The following is an 18924-nucleotide window of genomic DNA, read 5'->3' on the forward strand; positions in this document are numbered from 1 at the left end:
TATTTAAAATCTTTAGGGGAAACTTATTGCTTTATAAAAATCCATTTGATATCATAAATTAAAAGGTATTCAGACCTACGTTAAATCATAGACATAGAGAATAAGGAGGTATTCTTATGGCAAAACTCATGAAAACCATGGATGGAAATGAAGCGGCTGCCCATGTAGCCTATGCATTTTCTGATGTGGCATGTATCTACCCTATTACTCCGTCCTCCCCAATGGCTGAACACGTTGATGCCTGGGCTGCAAAGGAACGGAAAAATATATTTGGGCAAGAAGTTCTTGTAAAAGAAATGCAAGCAGAAGGTGGAGCATCTGGAGCGGTCCATGGATCTTTACAAGGTGGGGCACTAACATCAACCTTTACAGCTTCCCAAGGTTTGCTTTTAATGATTCCAAACATGTATAAAATTTCTGGTGAACTATTGCCAGGAGTATTTCATGTTGCTGCCCGGTCCTTGGCGACCCAAGCCTTAAGTATTTTTGGAGACCACCAAGATGTTATGGCTACTCGTGCCACAGGTTTTGCTCTTTTGGCTTCAGGATCAGTACAAGAAGTTATGGATTTAGCTGGAATTGCTCATTTATCATCCATTAAGGGAAGAGTTCCCTTCTTGCACTTCTTTGATGGCTTCCGTACAAGTCATGAAATTCAAAAAATTGAAGTTTTAGACTACAAAGACCTAGATGACTTAGTAGACCATGAAGCGATTCTCGCCTTTAAACAAAGAGCCCTAAGTCCTTCCAACCCCAAGATTCGTGGGACAGCACAAAACCCCGATATCTACTTCCAATCCATGGAAGCCTCAAACCACTTCTACACAGATATTGTAGGTATTACTAGAGACTACATGAAGAAGATGAGTGATTTAACAGGCCGCCATTATGACCTCTTTAACTACTATGGGGCAGAAGATGCCAAAAAGGTCATTGTTGCCATGGGATCTGTTACTGAAACCATTGAAGAAGTTGTTGATTACTTAAATAAAAAGGGAGAAAAAGTTGGTCTTCTTAAAGTCCATCTCTACCGGCCCTTTAGCAAGGAAGTTTTCCTAGAAAATATGCCAAAGACAGTTGAAAAGATTGCTGTCTTAGACCGGACAAAAGAAAAGGGAGCCATTGGAGAACCTCTTTACTTAGATGTAAGAGATATCTATTATGACCTGGAAGATAGACCTCTTATTATTGGTGGTCGCTACGGCCTAGGATCAAAAGATACAACTCCATCACAAATCCTAGCCGTTTATAAGCACCTAGACCAAGACCAACCAAGCCATAACTTTACCATTGGTATTGAAGACGATGTAACCCACCTGTCTCTACCCTTGGATGAAATAGTCCAAACAGAACCTGAAGGAACCATTGCTTGTAAATTCTGGGGCTTCGGTTCAGACGGAACCGTTGGTGCCAACAAGAGTGCCATTAAAATTATCGGTGATGGGACTGATATGTATGCCCAAGGTTACTTTGACTACGATTCAAAAAAATCTGGTGGCGTTACCATGAGTCACTTGAGATTTGGTCAAAAGAAGATAACTTCAACTTATTTAATTACTGAAGCTAACTTCATTTCCTGTTCTAAACAATCTTATGTTTACCAATACGACCTTCTTAGAGGAATTAAAAAGGGTGGTAAGTTCTTATTAAACACCATCTGGACTGAAGAGGAATTAGAAAGCCACCTGCCATCATCCCTAAAAAGAGCCATTGCTCAAAATGAAATTGAATTCTATACGATCAATGCAACTAAAATTGCGGCAGAAGTGGGCCTAGGTGGTCGGACCAATATGGTTATGCAGGCAGCTTTCTTTAAACTTTCCGAAGTTCTTCCCATTGAAGAAGCTCGGGAAAAATTGAAAGAAGCCATCGTTAAGGATTATGGTCACAAGGGCGATGATATTGTTGCAATGAACAACAAGGCTGTAGATCGTGGTATGGATGCCATCGTTAAAATTCAAGTACCAGAAAGCTGGAAGACAGCAGATGAACCCGAAGACTATACAATTCCAGGAGCTCCAGACTTTATCAACGATATTGTTATTCCAATGACACGGCAAGCAGGAAATGACCTTCCTGTATCTGCTTTTGTAGGTCGTGAAGATGGAAGCTTCCCCAATGGAACCAGTCGATTTGAAAAACGTGGTATTGCCGTTAATGTACCCCAATGGCAAAAGGACAAGTGTATCCAATGTAACCAATGTTCTTATGTCTGCCCTCATGCAGTTATTCGTCCCTTCTTGTTGAATGAAGAAGAAGCCAAAAAGGCGCCAGAAAACTTTGAAACAATTCCAGCTAGAGGTAAGGGCACTGAAGGCCTAGAATTTAGAATTCAAATTTCACCCCTAGACTGTACAGGATGTGGAAACTGTGCTCAAGTTTGTCCTGCCAAGGAAAAAGCCTTGGTTATGGTTCCCTTTGAATCTGAATTTGAAGAACAAAGCGTCAACTGGGACTATGCTGCTGATGAGGTAGTTTCTAAACAAGACCAATTTGAAGCCAATAACGTTAAAAACTCCCAATTCTTTGCACCCTATCTGGAATTCTCAGGAGCATGCGCTGGATGTGGGGAAACTCCCTATATTAAACTAATTACCCAACTCTTTGGAGACCACATGATGATTGCCAATGCAACAGGATGTACCTCTATTTGGGGTGGATCTGCTCCAAGTATGCCCTATTGTACAGATGCATGTGGAAATGGACCATCCTGGGCCAACTCCTTGTTTGAAGACAATGCAGAATATGGCTATGGGATGAAGGTTGGATCTAACCAAGTTAGAGACCGGATCAAACTTTTAGCAGAAGAAGTGATTGAAGCCAACATCGACCAAGAACTTTCAGATGCTCTAGGCCAATGGATCCAAGGTAAGGATGACTACAAAGAATCCAAGGCTGCTACAGCTAAAATTCTTCCTCTTATAGACAAATCCTATGGGGACCACTGTCAAAAAGAACTAGAAGAACTAAAGGGCCTCAAAGACTACTTTATCAAGAGAAGCCAATGGATTATTGGTGGTGACGGCTGGGCTTATGATATTGGCTTTGGCGGGGTAGACCATGTCCTAGCTTCTGGAGAAGATATCAACATCTTTGTTGTAGATACAGAAGTTTATTCCAACACAGGAGGTCAATCTTCCAAGGCAACACCAACAGGAGCTGTGGCTCAATTTGCAGCTGCCGGAAAGACTACCAAGAAAAAGGATTTAGGTTTAATGATGACCAGCTATGGATACATCTATGTAGCTTCCATTGCCATGGGTGCAGATAAAAACCAAGCTCTCAAGGCCATTAAGGAAGCAGAAGCCTACCCAGGACCATCCTTAATTATTGCCTACGCCCCCTGTATCAACCATGGAATCCGTACAGGAATGGGAACTTCTATCGAAGAAGAAAAGAAGGCAGTTGAAACAGGATATTGGAACCTCTATCGCTACAACCCAAGTCTGAAAAAAGAAGGCAAGAATCCATTTATCCTAGATTCTAAAGAACCTTCCAGACCCTATCGGGAATTCCTGGATGGAGAAGTTCGCTATACCTCCTTGAAAAAACTCTTCCCAGAAAGAGCAGAAAACCTCTTTGACCTGGCAGAAGAACAAGCCAAAGACCGCTATGAACACTACAAAAAGTTGTCTGAAGTAGAAGGTTTTGAGCAAGAATAAATAAAGAAAAAGGAAAGGTGCCAGAATGGCATCTTTTCTTTTATAATCAATAAGAGTCCTGAAGATAAAAAAGTATTTTTAGGACTCTTATTTTTTAGAATAAAATTTTCCAGAAAAAGTTCTTGCACTTTTTTATAAACTAGTGTAATATGTACGTATAGCTAAATACTTCGATAGAGAGAAAGATACTGGATGTTCTTTACAGAGACCTGGGGCCGGTGAAAGCCAGGAAGAAATAAGGTATGTAATATTCACTCTGGAGTAGAATTGTTGAAAATGTAGACAATTTCGGAAGCCACCGTTATCTTAGGCTATGGATTAATTTGATCCTGATAAGAGATAGTAATTTATGCTATAATTTAGGTGGTACCGCGAATCTTTCGTCCTATGGATGAAAGATTTTTTTTATTTTGAAAGGAGAAAAGATGAAAAGAACTATTTTAACCCTGTGCTTGATCCTGGCTTTGGTAGCCTGTCAAAAAGCACCGGCAAATGACAAGAAGGAAGAAGCTGTTCAAGAAAATACGAAAACAAGTCAAGAGGGAACTTCTCCTAAAATTGGTATCATCCAATTTATTGATCAAATTAGTTTAGATGCAGTAAGGGAAGGTTTTGAAAAGGAAATTAAAAGCAAGTATCCAGAGGCAGAAATCCTTGTGCAAAATGCCCAAGGAGAAGCTGGCAATGTCCCACAAATTACGCAAAAAATGGTCCAAGAAAAGGTAGATGTTATCTTTGCCATTGCCACACCTGCCACCCAAGGGGCTTTGACCACTAAGGGAGATACCCCCCTAGTTTTCGCGGCAGTAACAGATCCGAAAGGAGCTGGATTGGAGGGAAAATGTACAGGAGTTACCGATGAGGTAGACCCTGGCCAACAAATTGACCAGTACCTTAAATTGTTCCCAGACATAAAAACAATAGGAACCCTCTATAATACTGGAGAACAAAATTCCAGGGTCCAAGTAGAACGATTAGAAAAAGCTTGTACTGAGAAAGACTTAAAACTAGAAGCCATGGGGATTAATAATATCAATGATATTCCACAAGCCATGACGATTTTATCCAAGAAAATTGATGGCTACTTTGCCTTATCAGACAACTATGTAGCTTCTGGTGCGCCTCTTTTAGTGAAGTCATTAAACGAAAGCCAATTACCCAGCTTTTCTTCAGAAGAAGGTCAGGCAAAAAAGGGTCTCTTAATGGCCTCCGGAGTCGACTATTTGGAAAGTGGAAAGCAAGCAGCAGGTTTGGTGGACAAGCTATTGCAAGGATCTAAAATCGAAGACTTGCCCATTGAAAAACCAGCAACCATGCACACTGTCTTTAACCAAAAAACAGCAAGCATGTTAAAACTATCTAAAGACCAATATCCCCAAGGGGACAATGTGGTTTTCATTAACGAATAAGAATTAGCAGATTAAAAAGGAGTAAAAAATGGGAGCAATGATTTTAATCTCTATAGAGCAAGGGTTTATCTTTTCCCTTTTGGCTATAGGAGTTATGTTGACGTTTAGAATATTGGATATCGCAGACTTGTCTGTTGAAGGGACCTTTCCTCTAGGAGCCTTTGTCTTTGCAAAGTTTGCCCATATCTTTTTGCCTCCGGTATCCATGGTGCTTTCATTTTTTGCAGGATGCCTGGCCGGTTATTTTACCTACTTTCTCTATAAAAAAGTAAAAATAGCACCAATCCTGGCGGGAATTTTAACCATGACTATCCTCTATACCGTAAACTTAAGACTAACAGGACAAAGCAATGTCCCCCTTATGGATGCCCCTTCTATGTTTGATTTTTTTAGTGGGACTTGGGGGAAACTAATTTCTCTGGCCTTCATTGCCTTAATCATTAAACTGGCTCTGGATTGGTTTTTTAAAACAGAAAAAGGCTATTTGCTCTTAGCAACAGGAGATAACGAGGACTTGGTGAAGTCCTTGGGACAAAAGCCAGATAAGTTCTATTGCTTAGGTTTGGTTTTATCCAATGGCCTGGCAGCCTTGGCTGGTTGCCTAGCTGCCCAATATCAAGGATATGTAGATATTTCTATGGGGCAATCCATGATTGTTACAGCTTTAGCCAGTTTGATTATTGGAGAAACTAGCTTTCAAAAACTTCCCATTCGTGGGACAAGCCGGTGTATTTTAGGGGCCATTGTTTACCGGATTATTTATGGATTAGCCCTTTATATGGGTCTAGCCCCAGATGATTTAAAGGCCATTACGGGCCTCTTGGTCATTATCTTTATTGCCTATAACAACCTTAGTAAGCAGGTCTTAAAAAAGGAGTCAAAGCATGTTAAAAATCAACCGCCTATCTAAAACTTTCTATCCTGGAACAGAAGAAGAAAATAGAGTGTTCAATGAATTTTCCCTGGATATTAGGGGAGAAGAGTGCACAGCAATCCTGGGACCCAATGGATGTGGAAAGTCCACCTTGTTTAACCTGATCTCTGGAAAGATTCAAGAAGACCAAGGAAACATTCAATTGGAAAATGTAAATTTAAGCGACTTAAAAGAAGAAAATAGGGCTCGCTATATTGGTAAGGTGATGCAAGATCCTAGCAAGGGGGTCAGCCCTAACTTAACAGTTTTAGAAAATATGAGTATTGCTAGGAAGAAGGGGGAAAAATTTACCTTAAAATCCCTCTTAAAGAGTCGGGATAAGGAAGTTATTATCGAAGAACTAAAAACCCTAAACCTGGGCCTGGAAAATAAGTTAAATACCAAGGTGAAATACCTGTCTGGGGGTCAAAGACAAAGCCTATCCCTTCTTATGGCAACCCTTGTAAAACCTAATCTCCTACTTCTTGATGAACATACTGCAGCCCTAGACCCTAAAACGAGTCAAATTATTATGGAAAAGACAGTGGAGCTCATAGAAAGAGAAAAGATGATGACCCTAATGATTACCCATAGTTTAAGAAATGCAGTCCAGTTTGCAGATCGGGTTATTATGCTGAACCATGGCCAGATCATGTTTGACCTAAAGACCCAGGGCTTGACAGAAATAGAGTTGGAAGAACTCTATTATGAAACAATCAACCAATCCTTAAAAACAGCCTAAAAATGCTAAAAGACCTTATTCCTAACAAGTCAAGAATAGGGTCTTTTACTCTTTATAAGGAGTAAAAAAGAATAAGAGTTTTGCCTAAAAACTATTTTTATTTAATTTGAATATATATATATATATATATGGGTATCTATAAATAAATAGAAATTTAAAGAGATGAATATTTGGAGGCGAATATGAAGAGGACAATATTTTATCCTGCCAGGTATAAAAATGGTGACAAAAATAATTTTTTAAAAGAATATTGACTTGGAAACTTTACACAAGGCTCCTAGAAGGAGAATATAAAATGAAAAAAATTTTAGTAAGTGTACTTATTTTGTGTTTTTGTCTTATTCTAGCGAGGACAAGCTTAGCTAAAGATTCCTCATTGGAAGATCAAAATAAATCTCTCGACTACGTGACAAAATCAAGCCCTCAAGAAAAAATTCCTAGTAAAATAGGGCAAGTATCCTTCAGGATTACAACAGAAGCTAGGGTTCTTCGCAGCAAGGATACAGGAAAGATTTTAAGGGTTGAAGATTTTGGGTCCCCCTATGCCAGTATTTCTGGTTTCCAATCAGAATTTCAACATGGGGGTTTTAGTATTGATCGGACATCTCCAAAATCTGCGCGATTTTCTGCTAGAGGTCAATTCATTATTAGCAAGCCGAGTTTCTTAGTGGGAGGAGATATTATTTCCTATCCCATGGATTTTAAAGTCAAGACGGAGCCCTTGACGATTGTAAGTTATATTTCTTGGTAGTTGCTAAGGTATGGAGGGGATAAAATGAACGTTTTATCGAAAACCTTAAAAATTTTTGCTTATTTATCGATTCCTATGACGATTTTAGTTTTAATAGGAAAATTTTGCCAACCAGAGTATCAAATGGTCTTTTCGGGGCAAGGAGATATGCTGGGAAAAAATGTTGTAGTTGGAGTCATTATTAATTTAATTTTTAATGTTTTCCTTTTATTAGGGGCGGGCCTTGTTTTTTATGGCCTGGCCAGGCTTTTGGAAAGAGAAGAAATAAAATAAGACGAAAAAGGAACTCATCTAAGAGTTCCTTTTTTAAAATCTACAAAAGAAATAAAATTCTGTTTATGTTAGGAAATTTTATTCATCATCTTCCTTAGCTTTAGAAAATCTTTTGGCTAGGTGGTAAAGAGTTTTTACATGGGATCCGGTAGCTCCCTTGGGAAGGGCTCCAACAGGCCGGTCTAACCAAGCAGTTCCTGCAATGTCCAAGTGGACCCAGGGAGTTTGGTCAACGAATTTTTCTAAGAAGAGACCAGCGGTAATGGTTCCGGCACCTTTGATTTTACCAGTGTTGTAAACATCTGCTACATCAGATTTAATATATTCTTGGTAACCGGGAAGGTTGGGAAGTTCCCAAACTTGTTCATCAGCAATTTCACTGGCTCTTTTGACCAAGGCCATGGTATCTGGACAGTTTGTGACTGCACCAGCTGCAAGGTCTCCTAAGGCTACGATACAAGCGCCGGTTAAAGTAGCTAAGTCTACAACAAATTCTGGATGGTAGGTGTCTACAGCATAGGCCAAGGCATCAGCTAGAGTAATACGACCTTCTGCATCGGTGTTGCCAACTTCAATGGATAGGCCCCGAAGAGATCCAATAATATCTCCTGTCTTATAGGCATCTCCGGAAATCATATTTTCACAAAGAGCACAAACTCCTACGACATTGACCTTTAATTTTCTTTTTGCAATGGCAGAAATAGCCCCAATAACTGTGGCAGATCCACCCATATCGGATTGCATGGTTTTCATGCCACCTGGGGTTTTAATGCAGTATCCACCGGAGTCATAGGCAAGGCCTTTACCAACATAGGCAATGGTCTTTTTAGAAGAGGGATCTCCTTGGTAGTTCATGATCAGAAGCTGGGGTTCCTTGGCAGAACCACGAGCTACAGATAAAAAGGCAGTCATTCCCAAGTCTTCAATTTCTTTTTTTCCTAAAATACTGACTTGAACCCCATCTTTTTCTAAAAGGTCCTTGGCTGTTTGGGCAATGATTTTTGGATACATATCCATAGCTGGAGTGTTTACTAGATCTCTAGTAACAAAGATTTTATCAACCAGGGTATTGGCTTCGTCAATGGCATCTTCCACTACAGTCATTTTTTTATTTTCAGGGACTTTAAGGTAGATTTCTTTTAGGCTGGTGGTGTGCTTTTCACTTAGGTAGCGGTCGAATTTATATTCTCCGGCTCTTAGACCTTCCACATAGGCATGAACTGTTCTTCGGCTACATAGTCCGTCTACATTCAAAAGATCCAAAGATAGAGATTCGATCTTGTGTTGGTTGGCGAAGTGGCTTAATTTGGCAAAAGAATCTCTCAATTGATTATAGCTTGCCCTATTTAGGTCTCCAAGACCTAAATAAATTTTGGGATTTTCCAGGTCTAGACAGGGATAAATTTCTCCTATATCTCCTTTAAAAACCTGGTTTGAATAGTATTTTTCAATAAAAGAATCACAAGGGTGATCCTTGCTGGTTAAATAAACTTGAATGGCGGCTTGGCCATCGAATAAAAATTTCATATTTCCTCCTTAAGTTAACGTTAAGTGTATTATAGCAAATGACAAAACGATTGACAAATTGGAGACTCCTATATAAGAAGAGTCAATTATGTGGTATTATTGAGTAAAAGAGGTGAGAGATGAAAGGTTTAGTCTTATATTCAAGTCGAACAGGGAGAACGAGAAAACTAGCCCAGGGTCTTTATAAACATTTAAAGGACTGGGATGTAGATATCCAAGATATTAAAGACAAGCCCAGTTTAGAGGCTTATGATACGATTTTCTTAGGCTTTTGGGCCTATAGGGCGACCATTGACCCTGTTGTCGAAAAAATTTTGGACCAAGTAAAAGGCAAAGATGTTTATGTATTTGGAACCTTGGCCTATTACGACGACTCTGACCATGCGTATAGGGTTCGGACCAATGCCATCCAGGCTGTAGAAGACCATGGAGCCCGATGTATTGGTAGCTTCATTACCATGGGAGGCCTTGATCAAGCTAGAGTTGAGGCGAAAAAACAGGCGAAAAAGCCCCTTAAGCGGCCCTTGACTAAGGCCAGTCTCATGCGCTATGAATTGACTAAGGATTATCCTACAGATGTCGATATTGCCTATCTAGCAGAGAAGGTAGACTTAAAATTGAGGATTATGAAAGAAAGTGGAGGAGACTTATGATACCTACAAGACAAGATGCTGAAAAATTATTGTATGAATACACTGAATCAGAAGCTTTAAGACAGCATGCCCACCAGGTAGAAGTGGTAATGGAATATTTTGCCGAAATAAATGATGAGGATGTAGATCTCTGGGGGACTGTAGGACTTTTACATGACTTGGACTATGAAAAATATCCCGATCAACATTGTATTAAGGTGAGGGAAATACTAGAGGCCCATGATTATCCTGAAGAAATCATTCGAGCTGTCCAATCCCATGGTTATGGCATGTGTTGTGATGTCAAACCGGAAAGTAAAATGGAAAAAATTCTATATACTATTGATGAACTTACAGGCATTATCAATGCAGCCTGTCTCTTACGACCAAGCCGGTCGGTTCTAGACCTCAAGTTAAAGTCTTTAAAGAAAAAATACAAGGACAAAAAATTTGCTGCTGGTTGTGACCGGTCCATTATTGAAAAGGGGATTGAGAATCTGGACTACAGTGCCGATGAAGTTATGGAACTCACCATAAAAGGACTTCAAAACCAGGCTGAAAGAGCAGGATTAAAGGGGAATATAGATCAAGATGTTTAAACTTTTGATTGTAGATGACGAGCAGAGAATTCGGGAGGTTATTAAGACTTATGCCGAATTTGAGGGTCACGAGGTCATGGAGGCCAAGGATGGTTTGGAAGCCATTCAGCTCTGCAAAGAGAATGACTTTGATGTCATTGTTATGGACATTATGATGCCCCACCTAGATGGATTTTCTGCTTATAAGGAAATAAAAAAGACCAAAGATATCCCTGTTTTAATGCTATCAGCAAGGGATGAAGAGTATGACAAGCTCTTTGGTTTTGAAATTGGCATTGACGACTATGTGGTAAAGCCCTTTTCTCCCAAGGAGTTGCTGGCTCGCTTAAATGTTATAGTTTCTAGGCATCAAAAACTTAGGCCAAGCCATGAGCTCAAGTTTGAAGGTTTGGAAATTGACCAAGATGGTCGGGAGGTCTATGTAGACCATAACCGGATTGAGCTGACACCGAAAGAATATGAAATTCTTTTATTTCTAGCTAAAAATGATGGAATTGCCCTATCTAGGGAAAAGCTCTTAAATCAAATTTGGGGCTATGATTTTTATGGAGATGACCGAACGGTAGATACTCATATCAAGATGTTGAGGAATAGTCTTGGGGAGTATAGAAAATTTATCGTAACGGTAAGGGGGGTAGGATACAAGTTTGACACAAGAGTACAAGACCAGGAAGAAAGAGCATAGTAAGTTTTTTATTGACTTTAAAAGCATTCGCTTTAAATATTGGTTGAGTTTTATTGGATTTGCTACAGTTCTCTTGCTAATTTTATGGCTCTTACAGATTGTTTTTTTAAATCAATTTTACGAATCCATGAAGGTTAGAGAAATTGAAAAAATTGGTTACAACCTAACCAAACAATATAACAGTAAACATTTTAAACAAACAGTCCTACTAACAGCCTTTACCAAGGGAATTGACATTAGCATCGTCAATGAAGACCGCTATATTACCTTTCCAAAATCAGACAACAATGTATTTTCTCAGCCTAAGTCTTTGCCCAGGGAATATTTTAACCAGTATTTTGCCAAGTTAGATAAAAAGACCAAACCATCAAAAATCTTTACCCAGAGTTTTTTAGGGTCAGATGAAATTCAGTTAAGCTACAGCAGTATTTTAGGTAAAAAAAATGGAAAGATGGAATACTTACTGATGACAACCCCCTTGGAGCCTGTGGAATCCACCATCGATATCTTGAAAAATCAGTTGATCATTATCTCGGGCCTATCTCTGGCTTTGGCCCTAGTTCTTTCTTTTTTCATGTCCAACCACCTTGCCAAGCCCCTGGTTAGGATGGCAAAATCTGCTAAAAAATTAGGAGATGGCCACTTTGATGTGGAATTTACAAAGGGAGACTATACAGAAGCGGATGAATTGGCCGACACCCTAAACCATGCAACGGATGAATTAAGTAAGACTCTAGAAATGAGAAAAGACCTAATCGCCAATGTTAGCCACGATTTAAAAACCCCTCTAACAGTGATTAAGTCCTATGGTGAAATGATTCGAGACATTTCTGGAGATAATCCTAAACTAAGGAATGAACATGTAAATACAATTATCCAAGAAGCAGACAACTTGACCATGCTTGTAAATGACTTATTAGACCTATCCAAGGTAGAATCAGAACTAAGCCACTTACAAAAATATCCTCTGGATTTGGAAAAACTTGCCCGGTCTGTTTTAGACCGTTTTAAAATGATGGAGCAGTATAATGGATATCACTTTGACATGGAGGTGAAGGGGGCTGGGGTGATTTTAGCTGATGAAAGTAAAATGAGGCAGGTCCTATACAATTTCATAGCAAATGCTGTAAACTATGCCGGCTTGGATAAGCAAGTTATTATTAAAATTACTGAACTTGATGACCAAGTTCTTTGCCAGGTTATTGACCATGGCAAGGGAATTCCTGAGGACCAGCAAAAATATATATGGGACCGCTATTATCGGGTCCAAAAAAACCACTCTAGGTTTATCGTAGGCACAGGATTGGGCTTATTTATTGTAAAAAGCATCCTAGACCTCCATGGCTTTAGCTATGGAGTAGAGTCTAAAGTAAATGAAGGGAGCTGTTTTTATTTTAAGGCTCCAGTTTTTAAGGATATAAAAAAATAGACCAGATTTTTATGTGGTGACCCCATAAAGTTGGACCAAATACCAGAGAGAATTTATATTTTCTCTGGTATTTTTTTATGCTGCATTCTTTTCTCTGTATTCTATTGGACTTAAATATCCTAATTTTTCTTTTATCCTATCTTTATTGTAATATTCGATATAGTCTTCTATTGTTCCTTTTAATTCTTCATATGAATAGAATTTTTTGCCATAGTAGATTTCTTGTTTTAGTATTCCAAAGAAGTTTTTCATTGGTGAGTTATCTAAGCAATTACCTTTTCTTGACATGGATTGGGTTATTCCTTCGGCTTCAAGTTTTGATGTGTATTGTTTTACCTGATAGGCCCATCCTTGGTCTGAATGAAAGGTCCTACCTTCTTTATTTATACTAGTTATTTCTATTGCTTTTTCTAAGGCTTTTAGTATTGGGGCTAGTGTTGGTTGTTTTGATATCTCATAGGATATGATTTCACTGTTATACATGTCTAGATATGGGTTTAGGTAGAGTTTTTTTATTTGATAATTTCCATTTTTATCTTTTTCTAGGTACTTAAATTCTGTTGTGTCTGTTGTTATACATGTGTAGGCTTTTTCTACTTTAAAGTTTCTATTTATTTTGTTATCTGTTACTTTGCCTATTGTTCCTTTGTATGATGAGTACTTTCTTGTTTTTCTTGAGAAGTTTGTTACTTGAAGTTTTAGTTTTTGTACGAGTTTTTGAACTTTCTTTTTGTTTATGAATAGTCCTTGTTTTCTTAGCACTGCTGTTATTCTTCTATATCCATAGTTTGGATTGTCTTTTCTAGTTTCTAGTATTTTCTTCTCTACTTGCTCATCTTTGTTTGGTCTGTCTAAGCGTTGTTGCCAATACATGTAACTTGATTTTGGCAGTTTGAAATATTCCAACAAGTCTTTTAGTTTATATTTATCTCTTAGTGATCTAATGATCTTAGATATTCGTCTATTTCTGATTCTGTCATCTGTGAGAATTGAATCTTTTTTTTTAGTATATCTACTTCCATTTGAAGATAGTAGTTTTCTTTTCTTAGTTTTTCTAATTCACTTAGTTCTTCTTTTGCTTTATTATTTTCGTTCTTTATTTTTTCATTTTTATCTGTATTTGGCATGTTTGAAGGTCTTCCTCTCTTTTTTGGTTTTAGCCCTTCAATTCCTTCTTCTCTAAATTCTTTTACCCATCGAACGATCATGGATGGATTATTGATTTTAAGTTCATTTGCTAGGCTTTGATAGGACATTTCTCCTGTTAGATACAAGTTTACAGTATTTAGCTTAAATTCAAAAGAATATTTACTATTTTTTCTTTTTATTTCGAGTCCTTCATAGCCTTGATTCTTGAAAATTTCTACCCATCTTTGTATTATGCTTTTATTTGATATGTTATATTTTTTTGCAAGTGATGCGTATCCTATATTTCCTTCTAAATATTCTTTTACTACTTTTAATTTGAATTCTAAATTGTATTTTGCCATTAAAAAACTGACCTCCCTTAGTTGGTTTTTAAGTCCAACTTTTGGGGGTCAGTTCATTATCTGGTCCATTTTTTTGCTTTTAGGACTCTTTTAAAGTTAAAAGTAATTGAGAACTTTCTACAAATTCTTTTTCTTCTACATAAATGCTTTCTACAATTCCGTCGGCAGTGGATAGGATGTTTGTTTCCATCTTCATGGCCTCAGCAATAAAGAGGATATCTCCGGTTTTTACTGGATCTCCAACCTTTACGTTGATTTTTACAATTTGACCGGGAATGGAAGATCCAATTTCCATTGGATTATCTGGGTCAGCTAGTACTAGGGCTTTCTTATGGGAAGAAGCTTGTGGGATGGTGGAGTCTTCGATATTAATGGTTCTACGAGAGCCGTTGATATCAAAAGTGAGGTTGCGGGTTCCATCTTCCAAAAGTTTACCAACTTCAACCAAGCTAACAATTAAGTTTTTCCCTTCATCAATGGAAACTTCAGCAGTTTCACCTTCCATGAGACCGTGGAAGAAAACATCAGAGCCAATCCGCCAAACCTCACCATGTTTCTTCAAGTTTTTCAGGTAGTTTTCAAAAACTTTGGGGTAGAGGGCATAGGCCAGGGCATCTTTTTCTGTGGGTTCGATGCCCAGAGATTTCAAGTGGTCATAAATGGCATCAAAATCTTCATCTTCAAGCAATTCACCCGGGCGGCAGGTAATCGCTTCTTCGTCCTTTAAGATAACTTTTTGCAGGTCTTTTGGGAAACCTCCATAGGGTTGACCCATCATCCCCTTAAAGTAGCTAATGGAAGAATCTGGGAAGTCGTAGTTCAGGCCTTCTGTTAGAATGTTATCTGGAGTTAGATTGTTTTGAACCATAAAGATGGATAGGTCTCCAACCATTTTGGAAGAAGGGGTTACCTTGATGATGTCGCCAACCATCTCATTGACCTTTTTGTACATTTCCTTAACTTCCTTAAACTTATGGCCTAAACCAAAACTTTCGACTTGAGGTTTTAAGTTTGAGTATTGACCTCCGGGAATTTCATAGCGGTAGATTTCTGTAGTTCCAGATTTTAAATCAGATTCAAAGTTTTGGTAAACTGGCCGTACGGCATCCCAATACCTGGAAATTTCATCGGCTTTTTCAAGGTCAATACCTGTTTCCCTTTCCGTATTTTCTAAGGCGGCAACAACAGAATTCAGCGCGGGCTGAGAGGTGAGTCCACTCATAGAGTTCACAGCGGTATCCACAATATCTACACCTGCTTGAGTTGCCATTAAGATAGTAGCCACACCATTTCCTGTTGTATCATGAGTATGGAGATGGATGGGGATAGTAATTTCATCTTTAAGAGCAGAAATCAACTTCCGGGCAGCATAGGGTTTTAACAAGCCAGACATATCTTTAATTCCCAGGATTTGAATACCGGTTTTTTCCAATTTTTTGGCCAAGTCAACATAATATTTCAGAGAGTACTTATCTCGTTTTTCATCTAAAATATCTCCAGTGTAGCACATGGTTCCTTCGGCAATTTTTCCGTTGGATAAAACTTCATCAATTGATAATTCCATACCAGGAAGCCAGTTCAGAGCGTCAAAAATTCGGAAGACATCAATACCACTTTCTGCAGATTGACGGATGAAGCGCTTAACGACATTGTCAGGATAGTTTTTATAACCTACAGTATTGTTTCCCCTGATAAGCATTTGGGTTAAAAGGTTGGGCATTAGAGCTCTTAAACGCTCCAATCTATCCCAGGGATCTTCTTGTAAGAAACGGTAGCATACATCAAAAGTTGCGCCACCCCACATTTCTACTGAAAATAGCTTTTGCATATTATAGTTTAGAGCCTCAGCAATCTTAACCAGGTCTACTGTTCGAACCCGGGTAGCCATTAAGGATTGGTGGGCATCTCGCATGGTAGTGTCTGTTAAGAGGAGGCTTTTTTGGTCAAGAATCCAATTTTTTAAGCCTTCAGGACCCTTTTCATCTAAGATTTGCTTACTTCCTTTAAAGGATGTTTTATCAAAAGCTGGGATTTGAGGTACATCAAAATGTTTTTGTAAGGCATTGGGGTCATTAACAACTTTGTCTCCAATAAAGCGCATTAGGCGCATTTCTTGGTCAGGTTTGCTTACAATTTCAAATAATTCGGGGTGTTCTTCGATAAAGCTAGTATCGCAAGAGCCTTCAGCAAATTCTTTGGTATTTAAAACGTTCAATAGGAAGCCAATATTAGTTTTTACGCCACCAATTTGCAACTCCCTAAGAGAACGAACAGACTTGGCAATAGTATCTTTCCAGGTACGACCATGAGTAATGACCTTAACCAAAAGAGAGTCATAGTAGGGGGAGATAACAGCCCCTGCAAAGCCGTTTCCACCATCTAGGCGAACACCAAATCCGGAACTGGAACGGTAGAGGTTAATGTGGCCAGTGTCGGGAGCAAAATTATTCAAGGGGTCTTCTGTTGTTACCCGACATTGAATGGCAAAGCCCTTGTGTTCAATGCTGTCTTGTCCCTTGATGCCAATTTCAGGACTATCTAGGGGATAACCCATGGCAATTAAAATTTGGGCTTGAACGATATCAATATCAGTGCACATTTCCGTAACGGTATGTTCTACTTGAATTCTGGGGTTCACTTCAATAAAGTAGTGGTTTAAGTCCTTGTCTACTAAAAACTCAACAGTACCGGCATTGGAATATCCAATGGAATTTGCAATCTTTAGGGCATCTGCACAAATATCTGCACGAACTTTTTCAGGAAGAGAGAAGGCTGGTGTAAATTCCACAACCTTTTGGTGGCGCCGTTGGATAGAGCAATCTCTTTCATAGAGGTGGACTACATTTCCATGTTCATCTCCCAGGATTTGCACTTCAATGTGCTTGGGCTTTTCTAAGTATTTTTCAATAAACATGGAGTCATTACCAAAAGCTTTTTTTGCTTCACTTCTTGCAGAGTGGAATTCATTTAGCAGGTCCTTTTCAGAACGTACAATACGCATACCCCGACCGCCTCCACCAGCAGCAGCCTTTACCATGACAGGATAGCCTGCCTTATCGGCAAATTCTTTGGCTTCAAGGTCAGAGTGGATTGGTTTTTCAATACCAGGAATGGTAGGAACCTTTGCTTCTTGGGCAACAATTTTTGATGAAATTTTGTCTCCTAGTTTTTCCATAACCCTAGCATGGGGGCCGATAAAGGTGATACCAGCTTCTTGACATTTTCGAGCAAATTCAGGGTTTTCAGATAAAAAACCATAGCCGGGATGAATGGCATCTACCCCCTTATTTTTTGCCAGGGCGATAATTTCGTCAATATCCAAATAGGCATCCAAGGGTGTTTTGTCTTTACCAATTAAATAAGACTCGTCTGCCTTGGTTCTAAAAAGGGACAATTGGTCTTCTTCAGAATAAATTGCCACAGACCGAATGCCGAGTTCTCGGCAAGCTCTAAAAACGCGAATAGCTATTTCGCCACGGTTAGCTACTAAAATACGTTTAAACTTTTTCATGCAAACCTCCTAAGTAAGACTTCATTATCTACAAATCTACTTCTCCAATTAGAAATTTTAAAATCTTTTTGCTATTATATCCTAAAATTAAGATTTTGTATATCTTGCCATGGATTTGGAATTGATTTTTATTCATATATGATTGAAATGTGAGGTATCTTTTGATAAACTTAAAAGGTATAGTAAGGCAGGTGGAAAGAATGGTCTTAAGCTATTTAATTATTGCAATTTTATTAGATTGGATGCTTGGAGATCCTTATTTTTTTCCCCATCCTGTCGTCTTAATGGGGAAGCTTATAAGTTTGGAAGAAAGGCTTGCCTTTAAATATTGTAAAAACAGCCGGGCAGAATATATAGCTGGCACATTGATGGTTTTTATCAATTGCTTTTTAGCGGTTGCTGTCCCTGGTTTTATTTTATATTTGTTAAAGGGCCGGGCCTACCAGGTCTTTTTTATCTATAGTATTTATCAAGCCATTAGTGCTAGAATGTTGCACTATGAAGCAAGTCAAGTAAAAAAAGCAACGGAAAGAAGCCTTGATGAAGGGCGAAAAAGACTATCCTATATTGTAGGAAGACAAACAAGCCAACTGGATGAAAGCGAAATCTACAAGGCGACCATTGAAACGGTTGCAGAAAATACATCTGACGGCATTATAGCTCCCTTATTCTATATCTTCATTCTGGGGCCTTTAGGTGGTTATTTATATAAGGCCATCAATACCATGGATTCCATGATTGGTTACAGGACGGAAAAATATGAATATTTAGGAAAAGTTGCAGCCCAAGTAGACGATGTAATGAACTATATACCTGCCAGAATTACAGGATTATTAATGGGAATTATGGCCATTTTTTATGGCCGCTATCATGAAACAATGGCATCAATTAAGAAATATAAGTATGCCCACCTGAGTCCCAATGCAGGCTATCCAGAAGCTGCTATTGCAGGTATTTTAAATGTTTCTTTAGGAGGTGGCCATTATTATTTTGGCCAATATATCTACAAACCAATGATAGGTGATTCCAAAAAAGAAATCTCTCCTAGCGATATTGATCGAACAATTCGCGTTATGTATGGAACGGAAGTTTTATTTATCTTATTTTATAGCATCCTAACCATACTCTTAATCAAGATGTAGGGAAATTGGTGAAAATCTAATACAGCCCCCGCTACTGTAAACATATCGGCCATAAATACCACTGAGAAATTGGGAAGGTTTGGCTTTAAAGGTGTGAGTCAGGAAACCTGTCTTGAAATAACTTCGGAGGGAAGGGTCTTAGGACTTAAAAAGAGGAGG

Annotated in this window: 15 protein-coding genes, 1 riboswitch and 1 other annotated feature; of the genes, 11 read left to right on the forward strand and 4 right to left on the reverse strand. The window is 38.7% G+C overall.

Features of this window, described 5'->3' with window-relative positions:
* Positions 1-116 precede the first annotated feature (116 nt).
* From nifJ to CS898_RS07855, 6 genes are all read left to right on the forward strand, one after another.
* Positions 117-3662, forward strand: a complete 3546-nt coding sequence (gene nifJ, locus CS898_RS07830) for a pyruvate:ferredoxin (flavodoxin) oxidoreductase (protein WP_099208763.1) — start codon at positions 117-119, stop codon at positions 3660-3662.
* A 161-nt stretch (positions 3663-3823) separates the two neighbouring features.
* Positions 3824-4053, forward strand: a binding site (T-box leader).
* 34 nt (positions 4054-4087) lie between these two features.
* Positions 4088-5071 (forward strand): ABC transporter substrate-binding protein, encoded by a 984-nt coding sequence (locus CS898_RS07835; RefSeq protein WP_099208764.1) that lies wholly within the window; start codon positions 4088-4090, stop codon positions 5069-5071.
* A gap of 28 nt (positions 5072-5099) precedes the next feature.
* Positions 5100-5981, forward strand: a complete 882-nt coding sequence (locus CS898_RS07840) for an ABC transporter permease (RefSeq protein WP_099208765.1) — start codon at positions 5100-5102, stop codon at positions 5979-5981.
* Complete coding sequence (locus tag CS898_RS07845) at positions 5956-6726, forward strand: ABC transporter ATP-binding protein (RefSeq protein ID WP_099208766.1); 771 nt, start codon at positions 5956-5958, stop codon at positions 6724-6726. Before CS898_RS07840 ends, CS898_RS07845 begins: the two co-directional genes overlap by 26 nt.
* 295 nt (positions 6727-7021) lie before the next feature.
* Positions 7022-7477, forward strand: a complete 456-nt coding sequence (locus tag CS898_RS07850) for a hypothetical protein (protein WP_099208767.1) — start codon at positions 7022-7024, stop codon at positions 7475-7477.
* Between the two features lie 24 nt (positions 7478-7501).
* Positions 7502-7750, forward strand: a complete 249-nt coding sequence (locus tag CS898_RS07855) for a hypothetical protein (protein WP_099208768.1) — start codon at positions 7502-7504, stop codon at positions 7748-7750.
* 78 nt (positions 7751-7828) lie between these two features.
* On the opposite strand, the gene CS898_RS07860 is transcribed toward CS898_RS07855, so the two are convergent.
* On the reverse strand, positions 7829-9277 hold the full coding sequence (locus CS898_RS07860; RefSeq protein ID WP_099208769.1) for a leucyl aminopeptidase: 1449 nt from the start codon (positions 9275-9277) through the stop codon (positions 7829-7831).
* A 119-nt stretch (positions 9278-9396) separates the two neighbouring features.
* On the opposite strand from CS898_RS07860, the gene CS898_RS07865 reads away from it, so the two are divergent.
* From CS898_RS07865 to CS898_RS07880, 4 genes are read left to right on the forward strand one after another with little or no spacing between them, the layout of a single operon-like run.
* Positions 9397-9930 (forward strand): flavodoxin family protein, encoded by a 534-nt coding sequence (locus CS898_RS07865; protein ID WP_099208770.1) that lies wholly within the window; start codon positions 9397-9399, stop codon positions 9928-9930.
* Positions 9927-10508: an HD domain-containing protein gene (locus tag CS898_RS07870; RefSeq protein ID WP_099208771.1), complete on the forward strand. Its 582-nt coding sequence runs from the start codon at positions 9927-9929 to the stop codon at positions 10506-10508. Before CS898_RS07865 ends, CS898_RS07870 begins: the two co-directional genes overlap by 4 nt.
* Positions 10501-11193, forward strand: coding sequence for a response regulator transcription factor (locus tag CS898_RS07875; protein WP_009431819.1), 693 nt, complete (start codon positions 10501-10503; stop codon positions 11191-11193). The genes CS898_RS07870 and CS898_RS07875 overlap by 8 nt, the downstream gene beginning before the upstream one ends.
* Positions 11156-12622: a HAMP domain-containing sensor histidine kinase gene (locus tag CS898_RS07880; protein ID WP_234976048.1), complete on the forward strand. Its 1467-nt coding sequence runs from the start codon at positions 11156-11158 to the stop codon at positions 12620-12622. The genes CS898_RS07875 and CS898_RS07880 overlap by 38 nt, the downstream gene beginning before the upstream one ends.
* Positions 12623-12697: 75 nt before the next feature.
* On the opposite strand, the gene CS898_RS07885 is transcribed toward CS898_RS07880, so the two are convergent.
* The 3 genes from CS898_RS07885 to CS898_RS07895 form a co-directional block, all read right to left on the reverse strand.
* Positions 12698-13612 (reverse strand): IS3 family transposase, encoded by a 915-nt coding sequence (locus CS898_RS07885; protein WP_306345828.1) that lies wholly within the window; start codon positions 13610-13612, stop codon positions 12698-12700.
* Positions 13555-14112, reverse strand: a complete 558-nt coding sequence (locus CS898_RS07890; RefSeq protein ID WP_099208773.1) for a helix-turn-helix domain-containing protein — start codon at positions 14110-14112, stop codon at positions 13555-13557. The genes CS898_RS07885 and CS898_RS07890 overlap by 58 nt, the downstream gene beginning before the upstream one ends.
* A gap of 79 nt (positions 14113-14191) precedes the next feature.
* Positions 14192-17623 carry a pyruvate carboxylase gene (locus tag CS898_RS07895; RefSeq protein WP_099208774.1) on the reverse strand — a complete coding sequence of 1144 codons (3432 nt, stop codon included), beginning with the start codon at positions 17621-17623 and terminating at the stop codon, positions 14192-14194.
* A 200-nt stretch (positions 17624-17823) separates the two neighbouring features.
* Between CS898_RS07895 and cbiB the strand changes: the two genes are divergently transcribed.
* Positions 17824-18765: an adenosylcobinamide-phosphate synthase CbiB gene (gene cbiB, locus CS898_RS07900; protein ID WP_159459147.1), complete on the forward strand. Its 942-nt coding sequence runs from the start codon at positions 17824-17826 to the stop codon at positions 18763-18765.
* A riboswitch (cobalamin riboswitch) is annotated at positions 18741-18894 on the forward strand. (Overlaps the previous gene by 25 nt.)
* The last annotated feature ends 30 nt before the right edge of the window (positions 18895-18924 follow it).

The sequence above is a fragment of the Urinicoccus timonensis genome (genome assembly GCF_900232945.1).
Classification (GTDB): domain Bacteria; phylum Bacillota; class Clostridia; order Tissierellales; family Peptoniphilaceae; genus Urinicoccus; species Urinicoccus timonensis.

Bases quoted from the DNA above. Each gene is read 5' to 3' on its own strand.
- CS898_RS07865 (WP_099208770.1), top strand. From the start codon at position 9,397: ATGAAAGGTTTAGTCTTATATTCAAGTCGAACAGGGAGAACGAGAAAA.
- CS898_RS07855 (WP_099208768.1), top strand. From the start codon at position 7,502: ATGAACGTTTTATCGAAAACCTTAAAAATTTTTGCTTATTTATCGATT.
- CS898_RS07860 (WP_099208769.1), bottom strand. From the start codon at position 9,277: ATGAAATTTTTATTCGATGGCCAAGCCGCCATTCAAGTTTATTTAACC.
- CS898_RS07875 (WP_009431819.1), top strand. From the start codon at position 10,501: ATGTTTAAACTTTTGATTGTAGATGACGAGCAGAGAATTCGGGAGGTT.
- nifJ (WP_099208763.1), top strand. From the start codon at position 117: ATGGCAAAACTCATGAAAACCATGGATGGAAATGAAGCGGCTGCCCAT.
- CS898_RS07835 (WP_099208764.1), top strand. From the start codon at position 4,088: ATGAAAAGAACTATTTTAACCCTGTGCTTGATCCTGGCTTTGGTAGCC.
- CS898_RS07890 (WP_099208773.1), bottom strand. From the start codon at position 14,112: ATGGCAAAATACAATTTAGAATTCAAATTAAAAGTAGTAAAAGAATAT.
- cbiB (WP_159459147.1), top strand. From the start codon at position 17,824: ATGGTCTTAAGCTATTTAATTATTGCAATTTTATTAGATTGGATGCTT.
- CS898_RS07895 (WP_099208774.1), bottom strand. From the start codon at position 17,623: ATGAAAAAGTTTAAACGTATTTTAGTAGCTAACCGTGGCGAAATAGCT.
- CS898_RS07840 (WP_099208765.1), top strand. From the start codon at position 5,100: ATGGGAGCAATGATTTTAATCTCTATAGAGCAAGGGTTTATCTTTTCC.
- CS898_RS07870 (WP_099208771.1), top strand. From the start codon at position 9,927: ATGATACCTACAAGACAAGATGCTGAAAAATTATTGTATGAATACACT.
- CS898_RS07850 (WP_099208767.1), top strand. From the start codon at position 7,022: ATGAAAAAAATTTTAGTAAGTGTACTTATTTTGTGTTTTTGTCTTATT.
- CS898_RS07845 (WP_099208766.1), top strand. From the start codon at position 5,956: ATGTTAAAAATCAACCGCCTATCTAAAACTTTCTATCCTGGAACAGAA.